The 19,683-nt window shown below is 69.1% G+C and carries 18 protein-coding genes; 12 read left to right on the forward strand and 6 right to left on the reverse strand.

The window, feature by feature from the left end; translation table 11 throughout:
- Nucleotides 1–32 precede the first annotated feature (32 nt).
- The 9 genes from phnG to phnN are packed head-to-tail and all read left to right on the forward strand — an operon-like array spanning nt 33 to nt 6,779.
- Nucleotides 33–479, forward strand: coding sequence for a phosphonate C-P lyase system protein PhnG (gene phnG / locus B7Z76_RS04155; RefSeq protein WP_174503385.1), 447 nt, complete (start codon nt 33–35; stop codon nt 477–479).
- A gap of 7 nt (nt 480–486) precedes the next feature.
- Complete coding sequence (gene phnH / locus B7Z76_RS04160) at nt 487–1,050, forward strand: phosphonate C-P lyase system protein PhnH (protein WP_291342327.1); 564 nt, start codon at nt 487–489, stop codon at nt 1,048–1,050.
- A 1-nt stretch (nt 1,051) separates the two neighbouring features.
- Nucleotides 1,052–2,182 carry a carbon-phosphorus lyase complex subunit PhnI gene (locus tag B7Z76_RS04165; RefSeq protein WP_291342329.1) on the forward strand — a complete coding sequence of 377 codons (1,131 nt, stop codon included), beginning with the start codon at nt 1,052–1,054 and terminating at the stop codon, nt 2,180–2,182.
- Nucleotides 2,169–3,005 (forward strand): alpha-D-ribose 1-methylphosphonate 5-phosphate C-P-lyase PhnJ, encoded by an 837-nt coding sequence (locus B7Z76_RS04170; protein WP_291342331.1) that lies wholly within the window; start codon nt 2,169–2,171, stop codon nt 3,003–3,005. The genes B7Z76_RS04165 and B7Z76_RS04170 overlap by 14 nt, the downstream gene beginning before the upstream one ends.
- Nucleotides 3,002–3,766, forward strand: coding sequence for an ATP-binding cassette domain-containing protein (locus B7Z76_RS04175; RefSeq protein ID WP_174503389.1), 765 nt, complete (start codon nt 3,002–3,004; stop codon nt 3,764–3,766). The genes B7Z76_RS04170 and B7Z76_RS04175 overlap by 4 nt, the downstream gene beginning before the upstream one ends.
- Complete coding sequence (gene phnL / locus B7Z76_RS04180) at nt 3,763–4,458, forward strand: phosphonate C-P lyase system protein PhnL (RefSeq protein ID WP_174503390.1); 696 nt, start codon at nt 3,763–3,765, stop codon at nt 4,456–4,458. The genes B7Z76_RS04175 and phnL overlap by 4 nt, the downstream gene beginning before the upstream one ends.
- Nucleotides 4,455–5,585 (forward strand): alpha-D-ribose 1-methylphosphonate 5-triphosphate diphosphatase, encoded by a 1,131-nt coding sequence (locus B7Z76_RS04185; protein WP_291342334.1) that lies wholly within the window; start codon nt 4,455–4,457, stop codon nt 5,583–5,585. Before phnL ends, B7Z76_RS04185 begins: the two co-directional genes overlap by 4 nt.
- On the forward strand, nt 5,578–6,243 hold the full coding sequence (locus tag B7Z76_RS04190; RefSeq protein ID WP_291342336.1) for a DUF1045 domain-containing protein: 666 nt from the start codon (nt 5,578–5,580) through the stop codon (nt 6,241–6,243). The genes B7Z76_RS04185 and B7Z76_RS04190 overlap by 8 nt, the downstream gene beginning before the upstream one ends.
- Entirely contained in the window at nt 6,240–6,779 is a 540-nt protein-coding gene (gene phnN, locus B7Z76_RS04195) for a phosphonate metabolism protein/1,5-bisphosphokinase (PRPP-forming) PhnN (protein ID WP_291342338.1), read from the forward strand. Before B7Z76_RS04190 ends, phnN begins: the two co-directional genes overlap by 4 nt.
- A 22-nt stretch (nt 6,780–6,801) precedes the next feature.
- Here the strand turns inward: phnN and phnF are convergent, their stop codons facing one another.
- On the reverse strand, nt 6,802–7,539 hold the full coding sequence (gene phnF / locus B7Z76_RS04200; RefSeq protein WP_291342340.1) for a phosphonate metabolism transcriptional regulator PhnF: 738 nt from the start codon (nt 7,537–7,539) through the stop codon (nt 6,802–6,804).
- A 154-nt stretch (nt 7,540–7,693) separates the two neighbouring features.
- Between phnF and B7Z76_RS04205 the strand changes: the two genes are divergently transcribed.
- Nucleotides 7,694–8,347, forward strand: coding sequence for a DapH/DapD/GlmU-related protein (locus B7Z76_RS04205; RefSeq protein WP_291342342.1), 654 nt, complete (start codon nt 7,694–7,696; stop codon nt 8,345–8,347).
- On the opposite strand, the gene B7Z76_RS04210 is transcribed toward B7Z76_RS04205, so the two are convergent.
- Nucleotides 8,331–9,269 carry an AEC family transporter gene (locus B7Z76_RS04210; RefSeq protein WP_291342344.1) on the reverse strand — a complete coding sequence of 313 codons (939 nt, stop codon included), beginning with the start codon at nt 9,267–9,269 and terminating at the stop codon, nt 8,331–8,333. The two genes, B7Z76_RS04205 and B7Z76_RS04210, sit on opposite strands and share 17 nt — an antisense overlap.
- 74 nt (nt 9,270–9,343) lie before the next feature.
- Here B7Z76_RS04210 and B7Z76_RS04215 point away from each other — a divergent pair, with 74 nt between their 5' ends.
- Entirely contained in the window at nt 9,344–10,228 is an 885-nt protein-coding gene (locus B7Z76_RS04215) for a LysR family transcriptional regulator (RefSeq protein WP_174503397.1), read from the forward strand.
- A gap of 115 nt (nt 10,229–10,343) precedes the next feature.
- Here B7Z76_RS04215 and B7Z76_RS04220 read toward each other — a convergent pair whose 3' ends face one another.
- From B7Z76_RS04220 to B7Z76_RS04230, 3 genes are read right to left on the reverse strand one after another with little or no spacing between them, the layout of a single operon-like run.
- Nucleotides 10,344–11,474 (reverse strand): acetoin dehydrogenase dihydrolipoyllysine-residue acetyltransferase subunit, encoded by a 1,131-nt coding sequence (locus B7Z76_RS04220; RefSeq protein ID WP_174503398.1) that lies wholly within the window; start codon nt 11,472–11,474, stop codon nt 10,344–10,346.
- Nucleotides 11,475–11,499: 25 nt separating this feature from the next.
- A complete protein-coding gene (locus tag B7Z76_RS04225; protein ID WP_174503399.1) occupies nt 11,500–12,507 on the reverse strand; it encodes an alpha-ketoacid dehydrogenase subunit beta in 1,008 nt (335 codons plus the stop codon).
- A gap of 24 nt (nt 12,508–12,531) precedes the next feature.
- The gene (locus B7Z76_RS04230; RefSeq protein WP_291342348.1) at nt 12,532–13,497 is read right to left on the reverse strand and encodes a thiamine pyrophosphate-dependent dehydrogenase E1 component subunit alpha; all 966 of its coding nucleotides are present in this window, start codon (nt 13,495–13,497) and stop codon (nt 12,532–12,534) included.
- 449 nt (nt 13,498–13,946) lie between these two features.
- Between B7Z76_RS04230 and B7Z76_RS04235 the strand changes: the two genes are divergently transcribed.
- Nucleotides 13,947–16,298 carry a TonB-dependent receptor gene (locus tag B7Z76_RS04235; protein WP_291342350.1) on the forward strand — a complete coding sequence of 784 codons (2,352 nt, stop codon included), beginning with the start codon at nt 13,947–13,949 and terminating at the stop codon, nt 16,296–16,298.
- 337 nt (nt 16,299–16,635) lie between these two features.
- Here the strand turns inward: B7Z76_RS04235 and B7Z76_RS04240 are convergent, their stop codons facing one another.
- Entirely contained in the window at nt 16,636–19,476 is a 2,841-nt protein-coding gene (locus B7Z76_RS04240; RefSeq protein ID WP_291342352.1) for a beta-propeller fold lactonase family protein, read from the reverse strand.
- Between the last annotated feature and the right edge of the window lie 207 nt (nt 19,477–19,683).

The raw sequence follows: 19,683 nt of genomic DNA on the forward strand, positions 1-19,683 counted from the left end.
CGAAGCCTGAAACTCATATAGACATCTATACCATGAATGCACCACAACCCGCGCGCGCCGCCTGGCTCGGCCTCCTCGCCCGCTCCCCGCGCGGCGCGATCGAGGCCCGCCTCGCCGATGCCCCCGCCTTGCCCGGCTTCGTCCGGCTGCGCGGGCCGGAGATCGGCATGTCGATGGTGCGCGGCCGCGCCGGCGGCGGTGGCGCCGCCTTCAATCTCGGCGAAATGACGATCGCCCGCTGCTCGATCCGCGACGAGGACGGGTTCGTCGGCCATGGCTACGTCGCCGGGCGGGACGGCGATCTGGCGGAGCTGATCGCCCGGCTCGACGCCGCATTGCAAAATGCCGCGCGTCACCCGGCGCTGCACGCGGCGCTGCTCGCCCCTCTCGCCGCGGACGAGGCAACCCGCCGCGCGGCGGACGAGGCCAGGGCAGCCGGCACCGAAGTCCGCTTCTTCACCCTGGCGACGATGCGATGAGGCCGCGATGAACACCCTCACCCCCGGCTTCGCCTCGCCGCTCGACGCCCAGGCCTGTTTCCGCGCCCTGCTCACCGCGTTCGGCGATCCCGGCCGGGCCATCACCCTCGCCGATGGCCTCGCCCCACCGGCCGGCCTGTCCATCGCGGCGGCTGCGGTGCTGCTGACACTGGCCGACGCCACGACGACACTCGCCGCCGACCTGCCGGCGCCCGCATTGCACTGGCTCGGCTTTCACACCGGCGCCCCCTTCACCACCCCGGAAGCGGCCGAATTCTGCCTCGCCGGCAGCGCGCCGCCGCTCGCCAGCCTCCGCCAGGGCAGCGAAACCGCGCCGGAACACGGAGCAACCCTCATTCTCGACCTGCCGGATCTCGACACCGGGCGGCGCTGCCGCCTCAGCGGCCCCGGCCTCGCCGCCCCGCGCGAGACGACCCTGCCGCTGCCCGCCGCCTTTCTCGCCGACTGGGCCGAACAGCGCCTTCAGGCGCCGCGCGGCGTCGATGTGCTGCTCTGCGCCGGCCGCCGGCTGCTCGCCCTGCCGCGCAGCCTCGCCATCGAGGCCGCCTAGCATGTATGTCGCGGTCAAGGGCGGCGAGCGGGCGATCGACGCCGCCCATCGCTGGATGGCGGAAGAGCGGCGCGGCGATCCGGCGCTGCCCCAGATCACCACAGCGCAGATCGCCGCCCAGCTCGGCCGCGCGGTTGACCGGGTGATGGCGGAGGGCGCGCTTTACGACCGCGAACTTGCCGCACGGGCGATCCGCCAGGCCCAGGGCGACCTGATCGAGGCCGCGTTCCTGCTGCGGGCCAGCCGCGCGACCCTGCCGCGCCTCGTCGACTCCGAGCCGGTCGATACCGGGGCGATGCGCGCGAAACGGCGGATTTCGGAGGTGTTCAAGGATCTGCCCGGCGGCCAGCGCCTTGGCCCGACCATGGACTACACCCACCGCCTGCTCGACCCGGACGCCGCCGACCCCGCCGCCGGCCAATTCGCCCCGCCAGAGGCCACGCCCGAGGCCACACCCGAGGCGCAAGCAACGCCCACGTCCCTGCCGCGGGTGATGGCGATGCTCGGCGCCGATGCGTTGATCGAGCCGGATGGCGACACGTTGATCCAGCCGGACGGCAATCCGGCGGCGCCGCCGCCGGCGGACCTGACGATGGCGCCGCTCGGCTTCCCCGCCCCGCGCGCGCTGCGGCTGCAAGCCCTCGCGCGCGGCGACGAGGGCTTCCTGCTCGCGCTCGGCTATTCCACCCAGCGCGGTTATGGCAACAACCATCCCTTCGTCGGCGAGCTGCGGATGGGCGAGGTGGCGGTCAGCCTCGTCCCGCCCGAACTCGGCTTCGCGATCGAGATCGGCGAGATCACGCTGACCGAATGCGAAATGGTCAACCAGTTCGCCGGCAGCCGCAGCGTGCCGGCGCAATTCACCCGCGGCTACGGTCTCTGCTTCGGCCATGCCGACCGCAAGGCGATCTCGATGGCGCTGGTCGACCGGGCGATGCGCGCCGCCGAACTGGGCGAAGACGTCTCCGCCCCGGCGCAGCAGGTCGAGTTCGTGCTCTCGCATTGCGACAATATCGAGGCGACCGGCTTCGTCGAGCATCTCAAGCTGCCGCACCATGTCGACTTCCAGAGCGAGCTGGAAACCATCCGCGCCCTGCGCGCCATCGCGGGAGACGACGATGCAGCTCTATAATTTCGCCTATCTCGACGAGCACACCAAGCGGATGATCCGCCGCGCCATCCTCAAGGCGGTGGCGATCCCGGGCCACCAGATCCCCTTCGCCAGCCGCGAGATGCCGCTGCCCTATGGCTGGGGCACCGGCGGCATCCAGGTCACCGCCGCGATCCTCGGCCCCGACGACGTGCTGAAAGTGATCGACCAGGGTGCCGACGACACCACCAACGCCGTCTCGATCCGCCGCTTCTTCGCCCGCACCAGCGCCGTCCGCACCACCACCCGCACGCAAGAGGCCACGGTGATCCAGACCCGGCACCGGATTCCCGAAACCGCCCTGCGCGCCGGGCAGATTATCGTGTATCAGGTGCCGATCCCCGAGCCGCTCTACCGCCTCACCCCCTCGCGCGCCGATGCGGCCCGGATGCACGCCCTGGCCGATTACGGCGCCATGCATGTGCGGCTCTACGAGGATATCGCGCGGCACGGCCGGGTCGCCCTCGCCTACGACTATCCGGTGATGGTCAATGGCCGCTACCTGATGTCGCCCTCGCCGATCCCCGCCTACGACAATCCGAAACTGCACATGAACCCCGCCCTGCAACTCTTCGGCGCCGGGCGCGAGAAGCGCATCTACGCCCTGCCGCCCTATACCGACGTCCGCCCGCTCGATTTCGACGACCACCCGTTCGACCCGCACCGCGCCGATGCCGCCTGCGATCTCTGCGGCGCCGCGGACACCTATCTCGACGAGCTGATCGCCGATGACAGCGGACGCCGCCGCTTCATCTGCTCGGATACCGACAGCTGCGAAACCCGCCGCGAGGGGGGCGGCGCATGACGCTGATGGCCGCCGAGCGGATCACCAGGCGCTTCGGCGCGGTGGCGGCGCTGGAGGATGTCTCGCTCGCGATCGCGCGGCGCGAGATCGTCGCCATCGTCGGCGAGAGCGGCTCGGGCAAGTCCACCCTGCTCAACGTCATGAGCGGGCGGCTCGCGCCGGATTCCGGCAGCGTCAGCTACGACAGCGGCGCCGGCCTCGCGCCGATCGGCGCCGGCGGCGAGGCCGCGCTGCTCGACCTACAACGCCGGCGCTGGGGCTTCGTCGCCCAGGAGCCGCGCCTTGCCCTGCGGATGAACGTCTCGGCCGGCGGCAATATCGGCGAGCGGCTGATGGTCGCCGGGGCGCGCAATTACGGCGCCATCCGCGCCGCCGCCAGCCGCTGGCTCGAAACCGTCGAGATCGATCCCGCCCGGATCGACGAGCTGCCGCGCGGCTTCTCCGGCGGCATGCTCCAGCGCCTGCAGATCGCCGCCACCCTCGTCACCGAGCCCGAGCTGGTGTTCATGGACGAGCCGACCGGCGGGCTCGACGTCTCGGTGCAGGCCCGCATCCTCGATCTCGTGCGCGGGCTGGTGCGCCGGCTCGGCGTCGCCGTGCTGATCGTCACCCACGATATCGGCGTCGCGCGGCTGCTGGCCGACCGCATCGTGGTGATGCGCCGGGGCCGCATCGTCGAAACCGGCCTCGCCGACCAGGTGCTGGACGATCCGCAGCACGAATACACCCAGCTCCTCGTCGCCTCGGTGCTGCCGGCATGATCGCGCTCGAAGCCAGCGGCATCGCCAAGAGCTTCGTGCTGCACCTGCAGCGCGGCGTCCGCCTCGGCGTGCTGCGCGATGCGGCCCTCACCCTGCGCGCCGGCGAATGCGTCGCCCTCACCGGCCCCTCCGGCGCGGGAAAATCGACGCTGCTGCGCGCCCTCTACGGCAATTACCGGACCGATGCCGGCTCGATCCGGGTGCGCCATCGCGGCGCCATGGTCGAGCTGGCCGGCGCTCCCGCCGCGCACGTGATCGAGATCCGCCGCGAGACGATCGGCCATGTCTCGCAGTTCCTCCGCGCCATGCCCCGGGTTCCCGCGCGCGACATCGTCGCCGCCCCCCTGCTCGAACGCGGGATGGACGAGGCGGCGGCGCGGGCGCGGGCCGAGGCGATGCTCGACGCTCTCGGCATTCCCCCGGCGCTGCACAATCTGCCGCCGGTCACGTTTTCCGGCGGCGAGCAGCAGCGGGTCAATCTCGCCCGCGGCTTCGCCGGCGACTGGCCGATCCTGCTGCTCGACGAGCCGACCGCCTCGCTCGATGCCGCCAATCGTGACCGCGTGATCGCGCTGATGCGCGCCGCACGGTCTCGCGGCGCGGCGCTGCTCGGGATATTCCATGACAAGCTCGTGCGCGACGCGATCGCCGATGCCGAGCTGCGTCTCGAACCGCTGAAGGAACAAGCATGACCCGCCTCGGCAACGCCCGCCTCGTCCTCGACAACGAGATCCGCCCCGGCGGCGTCGTCTTCGCCGGCGGCCTGATCGGCGAGATCGGCGAGATCGGCGCGGGCGGCGATGGCCTCGATCTCGAGGGCGATTATCTCATCCCCGGCATCATCGACCTGCACACCGACAATCTCGAACGCCAGACCCAGCCGCGCGCCAATGCCCGCTGGCCCTCGCGCTCGGCCCTCGTCGCGCACGACGCGCAATGCATCGCCGCCGGCATCACCACCGTGTTCGACGCGCTCTGCCTCGGCGATATCGGCTTCGGCAAGGCGCGCAACCAGACCTTCGAGGACGCGGTGATCGACATCGCGGCGCTGCGCCGGCAGGGCGCGCTGCGCGCCGAGCATTTCCTGCACCTGCGCTGCGAGCTGCCGGCCGAGGAAATGCCCGAGATGCTCGCCCGCGCGATCGAGGACACCCATGTCCGCCTGGTCTCGCTGATGGACCACACGCCCGGCCTCAGCGGCCAGTATGGCGATCTCGTCCGCTACCGCGAGATGCGCCGCGCCGAGGGTCTGGCCCCGGCCGAGGTCGAAACCGTGATCGCCGAGTTGCAGGGCAATCACCACGCCTTCCACGCCACCAACCGCGCGCTGGTGATCGCCGAGGCCCGGGCCCGTGGCATTCCCCTCGCCTCGCATGACGACGCGACCGAGACGGAAATCGCCCGCAACGCCGCCGAGGGCATCGGCATCACCGAGTTTCCGGTCTCGCTGCAGGCGGCGCGGGCGGCGCGGGCGCGGGGCATGCGCAGCATCGCCGGGGCGCCGAACCTCGTGCGCGGCGGGTCGCATTCGGGCAATGTCGCGGTGATCGACCTGGTGCGCGAGGACCTGCTCGACGCGCTGGCCTCGGACTATGTACCGGGCGCGATGCTGGAAGCCGCCTTTATCGCCGCCGCCGCTCGGGCCGCCTCGCTGCCGGCGGCGATCGGCCTGATCACCTCCGGCCCCGCGGCGATCGCGGGTCTGGCCGATCGCGGCCGCATCGCCCCCGGCCTGCGGGCCGATCTCGTGCAGGTCCGGCTGCATGAGGGCCTGCCGGTGGTGCGCGCGGTCTGGCGCGGCGGGGTGCGCGTTGGCTGAGCCGCACCGCGCCGCGATCTACTACGTCCCGGCGGCGGACGATCCGCTCTGGCCCCTCGGCTGCGCCTGGCTCGGCCGCGACCCCGAGCGGGAGACCGCGCTGGAGCAGCCCGCGGTGCAGCACCTCGCCGCCTTCACCGAATCCCCCCGGCGCTACGGCTTGCACGCGACGCTGAAACCGCCGATGGCGCTCGCCGCCGGGCTCGATGCCTTCCTCGCCGATGCCGCGTCCCTCGCCGCATCCCTGCGCGGCTTCGACCTGCCGCCGCTCGCCATCGCCGATCTCGACGGGTTTCTCGCCCTCACCCTCGCAGCCCCCTGCCCGCCGATGCACGACCTCGCCGATCGCTGCGTCGCGGAGCTCGACCATCACCGTCGCCCCGAGAGTGCAGAGGCGCAGGCGCGCCGCGCCGCCGGGCGCAGCGCCGAAGAGCGCGAGAACATCGCCCGCTGGGGCTATCCGCTGGTCTTCGGCGCGTTCCGCTTCCACATGACGCTGAGCGAACGGCCGCACGCCGCCTTGCTCGCCGCGGCGGCCCACGCGCATTTCGCCGGCAGCCTGGACCGCAAGCGGCGCGTGACTGCCATCGCGGTCTTCACCGAGGCCGGGCCGGGCGCGCCGATGCGCCTGCTCCGCCGCCTGCCCTTCGGCGGATGACGGCGCAGCCCGGCTGCCTCGTGCTGATCGTCGGCCCCTCCGGCGCCGGCAAGGACACGGTGATGCGCGCCGCGCGCGAGGCCCTTTCCGGCACATCCGGCTTCCTGTTTCCCCGCCGGATCATCACCCGCCCGGCGGATGACGCCGAGGATCACCTGCCCGTCACACCGGCGGAATTCGCGACCCACGCCTTCGCGCTCAGCTGGCAGGCGCACGGGCTGAACTACGGCATCCCCGCGACGATCCTGGCCGCACTCGCCGCAGGAGACGTGGTGGTGGCGAACGTCTCCCGCGCCGTGGTGGCCGAGGCGCGGCGGCGTTTCAGCTGCCATGTCGTCGAGATCACCGCATCGGCCCCGGTGCTGGCGTCCCGCCTCGCCGGGCGCGGCCGCGAAACCGAAGCCGAGATCGCCGCCCGGCTCGCCCGCGCCGCCGCCGCATCCGGCGCCGATGAAACCATCGTCAACGAAACCACCCCCGCCGCCGCCGGCGCGCGTCTCGCCGCGATCCTGCGCCGCTGCGCCGGGGGTAGCTAAAGCACGACCAGCCGCCGCGCCCTCAGCTGTCGAACACAAGCTGCACGCGCGGCGCCGGATAGCACGCGATCCCGTATTCCACCGGCCGCCCCGCCGCGACGTTGAGCGATTCCGTGGCCAGCAGCGGCGCGGTCCGCGCCATCCGCAGCAGCCGCGCCTCCCGTGCATCGGGCAGGCGGGCGCTCACCCGCGTCCAGGTCCGCGTGTAATCCGCGATGCCGATGGCGGCGAGCGAGGCGGTCACCGAGCCGTGCGCCCGCAGCGCCGCCAGCAGCCCGGCGACGCGATCCGCCGGGAAAACATGGCGCGAGAGCGAAACCGCCAGCGCATCCGCGGTGCCGACGCGCTCCAGCACGATCACCCGCCCGCCGTCCCCGATCTCCAGCGCCACGGCCACGGCGGCGGCCTCGCCCTCCAATGCGGCGAGCGGGATCTCCTCCAGCCGCAGGACGCGCCGGAGCGGCGTGCGGTGATGGCCGCGCACCCATTCGGAAAACCGCGGCCGCTGGCCGATCCGGTAGTCCAGCACCGCATCGGCGGCGAAGGAGCCGCGGCCATGCTCGGTGCGGATCAGCCCGGCATTGGCGAGTTCGACCAGGGCGCGGCGGATCGTGTGGCGGTTCACCCCGAAGCGCGCGGCCAGCAGGGTTTCGGTGGGCAGGCGCGGGTCGTCCCGATAGGCCCCGGCCGCGATCTCGCCGGCCAGCGCCTCGGCGATCTGGCTCCACAGCGCCTCGCCGGGCTTGCGTTCGATTGTCATTCCCCGTCAATGCCGCAAAACCCCGCGCCTGTCCTCACCCCCGCCGCCGCCCGCGCGCACGCCGCGAATTTCATCGGCCTGACACGGTGCAGGGTTTGCGCGGCGGCGCCATCCCGGCGATCCTGCTTGCCGCATCGCGGAGACCCTCATCGCCATGGACCCATCGCGCCCCAAACTCGCCGAAACCGCGATCGACCCCGATGCGCGCCTGCGCGAAGCAACACTCGGCCGGCGCTGCGAGGTGCTGCGCGGTGCCCGCATCGAATACGCGACGATCGGCGACTATTCCTATCTCGGCGAATATTGCGAGGTGGCGGATGCCACGATCGGCCGCTTCGCCGCCATCGCCAACGCGGTGCGGATCGGCGCGCCGAACCACCCGATGGGCCGGCCGAGCCAGCATCGCTTCACCTATGTCCCCGAATATTACGAGCCGGGACAGCAGCGGGATGCCGCCTTCTTCGCCGCCCGGCGCGGCGCGCGCGTGACGATCGGCCACGATGTCTGGATCGGCCACGGCGCCATCGTGCTGCCGGGGGTGAGTGTGGGCGATGGCGCGGTGATCGCCGCCGGTGCCGTGGTCAGCCGCGATGTCGAACCCTATGTCGTCGTCGGCGGCGTCCCGGCGCGGTCGATCCGCGAGCGCTTCCCGCGCGAGATCGCCGCCCGGCTGCGCGCCATCGCCTGGTGGAACTGGCCGGACGAGGTGCTGTTCGCCCGGCTCGACGCGTTCCGCGACGAGGACATCGCCGCCTTCTGCGACCGCTTCGGCGAGAGCGATGATCCGGGCGTCATGCAGCGCCCGTGACATACAGATAGGCCGAGATGCTGAGCAGCGAGAGCACGGTCGAGGCGAGGATCACGCTCGAGGTCATCGTCGCCTCCCGCCGGTAATACTCGGCCAGCATGAACGGGCCGGTGCCCGTCGGCAGCGCCGCCAGCAAGGTCGCGGTATGCGCGAGCGGCAGCGGCAGCTCGAACACGAAACTGGCCAGCACCCAGGTCAGCGCCGGCTGCACCACCAGCTTGCAGCCGACCAGCGCGCTGGCCGCGCCGAAATCCAGCATCCCCTCCCGGGTTTCGGCGAGGAACAGTCCGAGTGCGACCAGTGCGCAGGGCGAGGCCGCCGCCCCCAGCAGCTTCAGGAACGATTCCATCGCCGCCGGAATCCCGATCCCGCTCAGCGGCACCAGCGCGCCGAGCAGCGGGGCGACCAGCAGCGGGTTGCGCCCGAGCGACCGCGCGATCGTCCGGATCACCCGGAAGGCGCCGCGCTCGGTCTGCAACCCGATCTCGATCAGCACGATCGCCGCGCCGAACAGCACGCACACGGTCACGATCGTCGCGACCAGCGTTGGCCCCAGCGCCCCGCGCCCGATCGCGACGACCACGAGCGGAAACCCGATGAAACCGACATTCGCATAGCCGGCGTTCAGCCCGTCGATCGCCGCATCCGCCAGATGCTGCGCGCGGCGCAGCCGCAGCAGCACGGTCAGCCCGAACACCGCGATGCAGCCGATGGCGAACACGGCGATGAAGCCGGGCTGCCAGATCTGCGACCATTTTGCATGGGCGATGATGTCGAACAGCAGCGCCGGCAGCGCGAGATAGACCACGAAACGGTTCAGCTCCGAGGTCGCCCCCGGGCCCAGCACGCCGAGGCGCCGCGCCAGCCACCCGGCGAGGATCAGCGCGAAAACCGGGGTCACGATGGTGAGGATCGAGAACATGGCCGCGCGTGTAGACAGGCGGATCGATGCTGTCTAATGCCAATTCACGTCGCGATCGATGCAAAAAAGGTATCATGCCGGATCTCCGCCAGCTCCGCGCCTTCGTCACCCTCGCCGAAACGCTGCATTTCGGCCGCGCCGCGTCTCGGCTGCATCTCTCGCAGCCGCCGCTGAGCCGGCAGATCATGGCGCTGGAAAAGGCGCTCGGCGTGCGCCTGGTGGAGCGGCATTCCCGCCAGGTCAGCCTCACCCATGCCGGCCAGCGCTTCCTCGCCGATGCGCGCGACGTGCTCGACCGGCTCGAGCGCGCCTGCCGCGACGCCCGCCGCGCCGGCGCCGGCGAGATCGGCGAGCTGGCGCTCGGCTTCATGATGCACGCGGCGCAAACCATCGTCCCCAGCCTCGCCCGTCGGTTCATGGATGCGTTTCCCGCCGCCGCCCTGCGCCTGCGCGAGGTGATGCCGAACGCGCTGGTCGATGAATTGTCGGACGGGCGGCTCGATCTCGGCATCATGTTCCCGCCGCCGCCAGTGCCCGGCCTCGTCTTCCGCCAGGCCTACCGCGAGCGCCTCTGCGTTGTGCTCGACAGCGCGCATCCGCTCGCCGGCGGCGCCACGGTGCGCCGGCCCGACCTCGCCGGCCAGCCGCTGATCCTCGCCCCGGCGGAAACCGCGCCGGCGCTGCGCGGCGCGATCGAGACCTATTGCCGCGAGGGCGGCTTCGCCCCCACGATCCGCGTCGAGACGCAGTTGCAGATGACCATCGTCAGCCTCGCCGCCGAGGGAATCGGCATCGGGATCGTCCCCGTCTCGATGCGCCGGCTCAACCCCGCCGGCGTCTGCTTCCGCGAGCTGGAGGACGCGCCGGCGGTCGATCACGTCCTCGCCTGGCGGCAGGACAACGACAACCCGGTGCTGCACCGCTTCCTCGGCATGATCGAGGCCGAGGAAGCGCCATAGAGCATCATCCGATCAGATGGACTCATCTGATCGGATAAAGATGCTCGGTCTATCAACAGGATAGAGCACTTTCCGATCCGAAAGGATCGGAAAGTGCTCTAAGCCGGTCAGCCGGTCAGCCGGCGGCGAAATGCGCGGCGAGCTGCTCGTTGACCAGCGCCGCCGCCTCCATGTGCGGCATGTGGCCCACCGCGGGAACCCGCACCAGCCGCACCGCGTCGGGCAGGCCCTCGCCCTGCTCCGGCGGCAGGATCGCATCGCGCTCGCCCCACAGCACCAGGGTGCGGATCGATGTCGCGCCGAGCATCGCGCGATAATTCCGCGCCTGGCTGCCGCCCGGCAGCGTCGCGGCGGCGATGGCGGACAGCGCCTCGCGCGCGCCGTCGAGCCGCAGCGCCCGCTGCACCCCCTCGATCATCGCGGCGGACACGAGATCGGGGTCGGCGAACAGCATCTGCAACGCCGCCTTCACGTCCTTGCGCCGCTCGGCGGCGAGGAAGCCGCTGATATAGGCGTCGTTCACCGTGGGGCCGAGGCCGGCCGGCGCCACGCCGGCAAGGCTCGCCACCCGCTCGGGCGCCTGGCTCGCCACCTCGAAACAGGCGGCGGCGCCAAGCGAATGGCCGACGAGATGCGCCCGTGGCGCATCCACCGCGTCCATCAGCGCGAGAATGGCGCCGGCCAGCTCCGCCATGTCGCCGCTGCCGATCGCCTTCGCCGAGCGGCCATGCCCCGGCAGGTCGATCGCATAGACCGGCCGGTCCGCCGCCAGCGCCTCGATGTTGAACATGAAATTGTCGGAATCGCCGCCGAACCCATGGACCAGGATCGCCGGCACCGCCTCCGCCCGCGGGTTCGCCGCCTTGTAGGCGATCGGCCCGCGCGCCCCCGCCGCCTCGCCCTCGGCGAGGCCGGCCTCGGCGCCCTCCTCATCCGGCGGATCGACGACGAACCCGGCGACGAAGGCATCGATGTCGGCGTCAGGCACGCCGGCGGGCGCGATCACGCCCAGCAGCGCGCCCACCGGCAACACCTGCCCCGGCTGCGCCACCTGCCGGCGCAGCACGCCCGCGGCCGGGCTCTCCAGCACATTGGCGATCTTGGTGCTTTCGATCTCGGCCAGCTCCTGGCCCTTGGCGATCGTCGCACCCTCGCCGGCCAGCCAGGCGGTGAGCGTTCCCTCCTCCATGGCCAGCCCCCATTTGGGGACGGTGACAGCCCTGATCTCGCCACTGGTTTCGCTCATCGCCCGGTCTCCTTCGCCTCTTGCCTCAGTGCTGCATCACCGCTCTGGCCGCATCCAGAATCCGCGGCACGCCCGGCACGTAGAGATCCTCGAGCTGCGGCGAGAACGGCACCGGCGTGTGCGGCGGCGTGATCGTGCGGATCGGCGCCTTGAGGTGGGAGAACGCCTCCTCGGCGACGAGGCGGCAGATATCCGCCGCCATCGAGCAGCGCGGGCTGGCCTCGTCCACCACCACCAGCCGGCCGGTCTCGGCAACACAGTCGAGAATCGTCTCGGAATCGAGCGGCGAGGTGGTGCGCGGGTCGACCACGGTGGCTGAAATACCCTCGCGACGGAGCTGGTCGGCCGCCTGGTTGGCGAAATTCACCATCCGCCCGAAGGCGACAATGGTCAGGTCCTTGCCCTCGCGGGTCAGGTTCGCCTCGCCGAACGGGATCGTGTAGGCCTCGTCCGGCACCTCGCCGGTCTCGTCGTACAGCACCTTGTGCTCGCAGAAGATCACCGGATCGTCGTCGCGGATCGCCTGGATCAGCAGCCCCTTCGCGTCATAGGGCGAGGAGGGCAGCACGACCTTGAGCCCCGGGATATGGGTAAAGATCGGGTAGAGCGACTGGCTGTGCTGCGAGGCGGCGCGGAACCCGGCGCCATACATGGTGCGGATCACCAGCGGGGTGACCGCGCGGCCGCCGAACATGTAGCGGAACTTGGCGGCCTGGTTGAATATCTGGTCGAAGCAGACGCCCATGAAATCGATGAACATCAGTTCGGCCACCGGCCGCAGCCCAGTCGCCGCGGCTCCGGCGGCGGCACCGATGAACGCGCTCTCGGTGATCGGCGTGTCGAGCACGCGCTCGGCGCCGAACTCGCCGATCAGCCCCTTGGTGACGCCGAGCACGCCGCCCCAGGCATCCTGCTCGCCCGGCGCGCCGGCGCCGCCGGCATTGTCCTCACCCATCACGATCACGCGCGGATCGCGCCGCATCTCGCTTGCAATCGCCTCGTTGATCGCCTGGCGATAGGTTTTCTTGGCCATGGTCTGTTTCCCCGGTCGAGATGGTCAGTAGCTGACATAAACGTCGGTGAGCAGGTCCGCCTCGGTCGGCGGCGCGTCGGTCTCGGCGGCGACCACCGCCTGATCGATCGCGGCCTCCACCTCGGCCTCGACGGTGTCGAAATCCCCCGGCGAGGCAATGCCGCCCGGGCCGACCTTGGCGCGGAAAATCTTGAGGCTGTCCTTCTCCGCACGCAGCCGGGCGATCTCGTCCGGCGCGCGATAGGTCATCGCATCGCCCTCGAAATGGCCGTAGAAGCGGGTCAGCGTCGCGTGCAGCATCCCCGGCCCGCCGCCATTGCGGGCGCGGGCGATCAGGTCGCGCGCCGCCTCGTAGACGGCGAAGAAATCGAACCCGTCGACCTCGACGCACGGGATCCCGAACCCGGCGGCGCGGCCGGCCTGGGTGCCGCCGACCGACCAGCCGCTGGCCGTCGATTCCGCGTAACCGTTGTCCTCGACCACGAACAGCACCGGCAGGTTCCACACCTTGGCGAGGTTGTAGGATTCGAGCGTGGTGCCCTGGTTCGAGCCGCCATCGCCGACGAAGGCGACGGCGACGCCGCCGGTCTTGAGCGTCTTCGCGGTCAGCGCCGCGCCGCAGACCAGCGGCGGCCCGCCGCCGACGATGCCGTTCGCGCCCAGCATGCCCTTGGAGAGGTCGGCGATGTGCATCGACCCGCCCTTGCCCGCGCACAGCCCGCCCCGGCGGCCATAGATCTCCTTCATCATGCCGGTCACATCGCACCCCTTGGCGATGCAGTGGCCATGCCCGCGATGGGTGGAGGCGATCACGTCGCGCTCGTCGAGATGCGAGCAGACGCCGACGGCGGAGGCTTCCTCGCCGGCATAGAGATGCACGAAGCCGGGGATTTTTCCGGTTGAAAATTCCTCGTGAACACGATCCTCGAAGCGCCGGATGGTCGCCATCGTCCGGTAGCTGTCGAGCAGAAACTCGCGGCTGTACTGCACTGTTTTCCTCCTTTGTCGCCCGTATTCCGGCAGGGCGTGACTTGCGGCTTCCCGAACGCGCACCGCTGATCAAAAGGCTAGATCGAAAAGCCGGTCAGCGTCCACGCCACATTTGGCCGCCCCGGCCGGTTCGCCCAGATTGTTGCTTTTTGGAACTGCTGCGCCGCCCTGGCGCCGGCCGTGTCTCGCAACAAGAACCGATGTCCCATTTTCTTGAAAATGATATCGAATACGCACCAAGTGAAGAATTGATTATATCCGCCACGCGAGGCGGCGGCGGCGCTGGCGGGGTTGCCGGGCGATAACTAAAAATTGACTATTGTGCCGCCGCCGCCCGGAGCCCCGGACGGCACGCGGCGCATCGCTTCATCGTTCCACCGCCATCCTGACTGACCGGCGCCACGACCTCCGGACCGACGGGATTGCCGCAGACCCCGGAGTGCCACCGCATGGTCCGTCGCCTGACAGCCTGTCTCCTCTCGCTGGGCGCCCTCGCGCCGACCGCCCTTGCCCAGGTCGTGCCGAACGGCCCTGAACAGCTCGCGTCCGCCGCCGCCATCGTTCAGGTGCCGCAGGTCGACGTCATCGCCGCAACCCCCCTCGCCGGCTCGGCGATAAGCCGCGGCAAGCTGCCCCAGTCCAGCCACGTCCTCGGCCCGGCCGAGATCGACCGCACCGGCATCCCGAGCCTGACCGATGCCATCCTCGGCGCCATCCCGAGCGCCTCGATCAACGATGTCGACGGCAATTCGTTCCAGCCGGACATCAACTTCCATGGCTTCACCGCCTCGCCGGTCACCGGCACGGCGGAAGGCGTCGCCGTCTATCTCGATGGCATGCGCTTCAACGATCCGTTCGGCGACACGGTGAACTGGGACCTGATCCCGCCCGAGGCGATCCGCAGCGCCAGCCTCCAGCCGGCCAACCCCGCCTTCGGGCTGAACGCGCTCGGCGGCGCGCTCGACGTCACGCTCAAGAACGGCTTCACCGCGCCGGGCGGCGTGGTCACGCTCTCCGGCGGCTCCTACGGACGGGCGGCGGGCAGCCTCGAATATGGCGTGCATCACGCCGGCACCGCCGCCTATCTCGCCGCCGACGTCATCCATGATTCCGGCTTCCGCCAGACCCAGACCTCCCGCCTCGCCCGGGTCTATGCCGATCTCGGCTGGCGCAACGCGCGCACCGAGCTGCATCTCGGCGTCATCGCCGCCGACAACGCGCTCGGCAATCCCGGCGCCACCCCGGTGCAGGCGCTGAACTACGACATCGCCAGCATCTTCTCCGGCCCCAACACGGTCTACAACAAATACATCGCCACCCGCACCACCGCGCGCTACGCGCTCGACGGCGACACCGCGCTCGACGCGCTGGCCTATTTCGCCGATCTCTCGCAGCGCCTGCCAAACGGCGTGACCCAGGAACTCGCCGCCTGCCCCGGCCAGCCCGGCATCCTCTGCAACGCCGGCACGAGCGACGTGGTGACGACGCGCGGCGGCGCCGCGGTGCCCGATTTCCTCAATGGCGGGATCTATTCCGGCCTGGTCAACGAAGGGGTCGACCAGCAGGCCTATGGCGCCTCGGTGCAGCTCATCAACGACAGCCGGCTGCTGCGCCACGCCAACCACCTGACCATCGGCGCCAGCTTCGACGGCTCGAACACGATATTCAACGCCTTCACCCAGATCGGCGGCATCACGCCGGTCACACATCTCTTCATCGGCCCAGGCGTGACGGTCGATCAGCCGGCCGATGGCGTCAATCCGGTGCAGGTCGCCACGACGACGCGCTATTTCGGCCTCTTCTTCAACGACGTGTTCACCCTCGCGCCCCGGCTCGACCTCACCCTCGCCGGGCGCTTCAACAATGCCGAGATCGACCTTGCCGACAAGCTCGGCGGCCCGGTATCCGGCCATCACGCCTATGACCGCTTCAACCCGCAGCTCGGCCTGACCTGGCACGCGCTCAAGACGCTCGACCTCTATGGCAGCGTCGACGAGACCAACCGCAACCCGACGCCGACCGAACTCTCCTGCGCCAGCGCCGCCAACCCGTGCTCGCTGCTGAACTTCTTCGTCGGCGATCCGAACCTCAAACAGGTCGTCGCCCGCACCTTCGAACTCGGCGCCCGCTTCCACCTCGCCCGCTTCGCCGGCGGCACGCTGCGCGGGAATGTCGACCTGTTCCGCACCGACGTGCATGACGACATCATCTACCAGTCCACCCTCTACAACCCGAACCTGCAATACTACACCAACAGCGGCACCACCCGCCGCCAGGGCGTCGAGGCCAATCTCGTCTACGCCACGCCACGGCTGAATCTGCGCCTCGGCTTCGCGCATATCGACGCGACGTTCCAGAACGCGCTGACGCTCAACAGCCCCTCCAACCCCGCCGCCGATGCCAACGGCCAGATCCATGTCGTCCCCGGCGACCGCATCCCCGGCATCCCGGCCAATCGCGGCACGATCGACCTGTCCTACAAGCTCACCGAGCGGCTGCTGCTCGGCACCACCGCGATCCTGCAATCGAGCCAGTACCGCTTCGGCGACGAGGCGAACCTGACCAAGCCCGTCGGCGGCTACGCGGTGTTCAATATCTATGGCTCCTACAAGCTCACCCCGCGCGTCACCGTCTTCGCGATGGTCGATAACGTGACCAACCGGTCCTATCAGACCTATGGCGGCTTCGGCCCGGTCGCCGACGTGCCGTGGGCTTTCGTCCCCGGCGGCGTCACCGATCCGCGCACCGCCAATCCCGGCCGCCCGATCGCCGGCTATGGCGGCGTCAGGATGACATTCTGATCCGCCGCGCAGCCTCGTAATTCCCCCCGCGACTGCCATGAAAAAACCGGCCGGAGCACGCCGCTCCGGCCGGTTTCCCTTGTGGCGGGGCCGGGGCGGCAGTGCCGCCGCCCCGGTATCTAGAGCACGTTCCGATCCTGATGGATCGGATGTCGTGCTCTATCTTGTTGATAATTAGAGGATCTTTATCCGATCAGATGTTTCCATCTGATCGGATGATGCTCTAGAGCACGTTCCGATCCTGATGGATCGGATGTCGTGCTCTATTATATTGATAATTAGAGCATCTTTATCCGATCAGATGTTTCCATCTGATCGGATGATGCTCTAACAGGCGTTACCGCGAGTAGTTGCGGCCGTTGCGCTCGGTCGGATAGGGCTTGCCCGGCATCATGCCCTCCCAGAGGATGTGGTCGTAGGCGACCGCGGGAATGGCGTCTTCCTTGCGCCAGTCATACCCCTTGGTCTGCTTCGCCCACCAGGCGGCATTGTGGATCGGCTGCCACTCCGGCTCGTCCTGCGGCTGCGCCTTGAGCGGCAGCGTCGTCGCGGTCAGCGGCTGCGGCACGGCGGCGTTGAACGTCCACTCCCGGTCGTCGCGGCTGAAGACCGCCGTCATTGGCCGCTCATAGGCGTCGTTCAGCGTCATCGGCCCGATGCCGAGAATGTCCTCCATCGTGCGGATCATGTTCACCGTGCTGTAGCGCGCGGAAACCACGGCGTGATGGCGCACATACGGCCCGACGACGAAGGCGATGCTGCGATGCCCATCGACGTGATCCGGCCCGTCCTGCGCGTCGTCCTCGACGATGAAGATCAGGGTCGAGGAGGCATAGGGCGAATGCGCGACGGTCTGGATCAGCTTGCCCACGGCATAGTCGTTGTCGGCAATCTGCAGGCCCGGCGTGTTCACGCCGTTCTGCGCGGTGGTGAAGTTGCCGGTGTGGTCATGCATCAGCCGCACCAGTTCGAGCGAAGGCAGGTCGTGGTGCCGCACATACTTGCTGAACTCGCGGCTCCATTCCTGCTCGCGATAGTAATCGGCGATCGTATTGTCGAACCCGCGGAAATACGGATCGGTATAGGGCGCGAGATCGGGGTTGGTCGCATAGGCAACCTTCACCTTCTGGGCGTAGGCGTCATTGATCTCGGGAATGCCGTATTGCGCCAGCGTGCCCGAGAGATTGTAGCGGCCGAGATCGATGAAGAAGCCGTAATTGCGGATGCTCAGCCCGGCGCGCAGCGCCGCATCCCACAGATAGCCCCGCTGCACCTGGCCATGCGGCCCGTCGGGTGCTGCGACGTTGCCGTTGCCGGGAAGCAGGTTGGCATCGTCCGGATAAAGCGGGTTGGCGGCCTTGCGGCCGGCGAGCGATGCGATGCCGACATTGACGTTCCGGTTGGTGCCTTCCCAGTCATATGACAGGCCGCGCCCGGCATAGTTCACCGGCAGCGCCTTGGTGCCATAGTCGGACTCGCGGGCCGAGGTGCTCCAGGGCCAGCCATTGCCGCTCACCTCGGCGGTATCATAGAAATTGTCGAGATCGACGAAGTTCCGCGCGACGCGATGGACGTTCGGCGTATAGGTCTTGCCGAACTCCGCCAGCGCCGGATCGCCATTGCCCTCGCCGAGATCGCCGAGGATCTGGTCATAGGTGCGGTTCTCGCGGATGATGTAGATGATGTGCTTGATGTGGTGGTGCAGGAACTCCATCATCGAGCGGTCGCGCGCGCTCTCGTGGAACGAGAAATGGTTGTTGTGCGCAACGACATGGGTCAGCTCGTCCATCTCCTCGGTCGCCGGCACCGGCATCGTCAGGAAGCCGGCCTTGGACAGCTGGAGAATGTACTGGTTGTTGTGCTGAAGCGGCGTACAGCTCGCCGGCACGTCGGCCGCCAGCTTCTCGTTGCACGGGTTCGGGCCCGGCATGCTCTTGCCGTTCACCACATACACCATCTTGCCATCGGGGCTGACGCTGACGCTGTTCGGATAATACCCGGTCGGCAGCAGGCCGATCACCTCCGGCTTCGCCGTGTTCAGCGCGATCACCGCGACCGAGTTGGTGCCGCCATTGGTCACGTAGAGCCGCGTGCCGTCCTGCGACAGGGCCAGCGAATTGGGCGCGGTGCCGTGGAAATATTTCGGCATGCCGACAAAGGACGACGGCGCGGTGGTGTGGATCGTGTCCACCACCGTGTTGGATGCGGTGGAAATCACCTCGACATCCGCCTCGTTGTCGCACGCGACATAGAGATACTTGCCATCGGCGCTCAGCACCATCCGGTTCGGATTGCCTGCAACCTTGATGCGCGTGGTCACCTGCGGCGTGCCGGTCAGCGAGACGACATCGATCTCGCGGTCCCGCTCGCTGGAGACATAGGCGGTCGAATTGCCGTGGGCGACGACCCAGAACGGATACTCGCCGCCCGCAACGCCATCCTGCGCGGCGTTGATCACGCCGGGGCGCAGCTGCACCTCGGTCGCCGCACCGCCGGGAACGCCGCCCGACAATGGCACGATCGACAGGCTGTCATTATAGAAATTGGCGACCAGCAGCGACGAGCCATCCGCCGTGGTGGTAAGCCCCGCCGCCTGCGGTTTCACCAGTAAGCCGACGCCGCCCTTGCTCAGCGGATTGCCGGCGACCGCCGTATGTCCGAGCGCGAACGGCGTGCCGATTTCGGCCCAGCCGCTGGCGCCGTTCGCATAGGTGTGAATGTCGTCGTCAACACCGCCCGAGACATAGAAATGCTGCCCGTCCGGGCTGAACGAGATGCCGGCCCAGGTGTTCGGCACCTTGATGACCTGCTTCTGCACCGGCGTATCGTTGGAGATGTCATAGACAAAAACATACTCTTTCGAATCCGCCGGAATGACCTTGCCGCTCGCGTCGTTGACGAGGTTGTAGCCGCTCGTCAGCACCAGCAGCGTCTTGCCATCGGGGCTGACGGCGGTGCTGATCGCCTGCCCGGCGACATAGGAGGGATTGTCGGCAAGGCCGGGGTTGAGGGTGGTGAACACCGCACCCGGTGCCGCGGAGGGCGTCAGATACTGGCCGCTGGAGGTGATGGTCGCCGGGGCTGCTTGCCCCGAACCCGTGGTCGCCGCGACGGCGATGATCGCCGATCCCGCAAGCAAAACAGTACGCAAAGCCGTGGCCGCCCTTCTGGCGTGCATCGGTCGTCTCCGTTTTTGAGAATGAACGTCAGCGCGGACGGCGGTTACCGTGGTTACCGTCCGACACATTCAACTTTACGTGTAATAAAATCTTTGTGTGTTATTAATTAGGGTTTGTAGGGATTCATCGTGAGTTGATGACGGCTGCGGCGAGGTAGATCATTGCCTGGAAGCTCTGGTCTGTTTTGCAGGCGCGCAGGGCGATGC

Source organism: Acidiphilium sp. 20-67-58, assembly GCF_002255515.1.
In the GTDB taxonomy this organism is placed as follows: domain Bacteria; phylum Pseudomonadota; class Alphaproteobacteria; order Acetobacterales; family Acetobacteraceae; genus Acidiphilium.